This is a genomic window from Sphingobium soli, from assembly GCF_020782245.1.
GTDB lineage: Bacteria > Pseudomonadota > Alphaproteobacteria > Sphingomonadales > Sphingomonadaceae > Sphingobium > Sphingobium soli.
In genome coordinates this window covers 1-248 of record NZ_JAJGNP010000058.1, presented here as the reverse complement: position 1 = coordinate 248, position 248 = coordinate 1, and the positions used below count along the sequence as shown (strand labels likewise).

1 protein-coding gene is annotated in these 248 nt (G+C 54.0%); it reads right to left on the bottom strand.

Features of this window, described 5'->3' with window-relative positions; all coding sequences use genetic code 11:
• Nucleotides 1–196 (bottom strand): hypothetical protein (locus LL253_RS19720; protein ID WP_228228209.1); only part of this gene is annotated, 196 nt, incomplete at its 3' end.
• Between the last annotated feature and the right edge of the window lie 52 nt (nt 197–248).

The window sequence follows — 248 nt, the reverse complement described above, 5'->3', positions numbered from 1 at the left end:
ACGGTGGAAAGCGACGCTGTTTCAAAAAGTCGAGGAAAGACAATCGGTTAGGAAAGTCTTGGCGGAGAGGGTGGGATGCCGTTCTCCGATCTCGCCGTTTTGGTAAAAACGTGCGCTGGTTGAGCGCCGGATATGCCGGATTGTAGCGGTTTTGTGTAGTGTTGAGTTCGACGGAGAGGGTGTCCGTCGAACTCACGGGAATCTGGCATGAGTGAGGACGTCGAACGGCACGGTTTTGGTGATGGTGA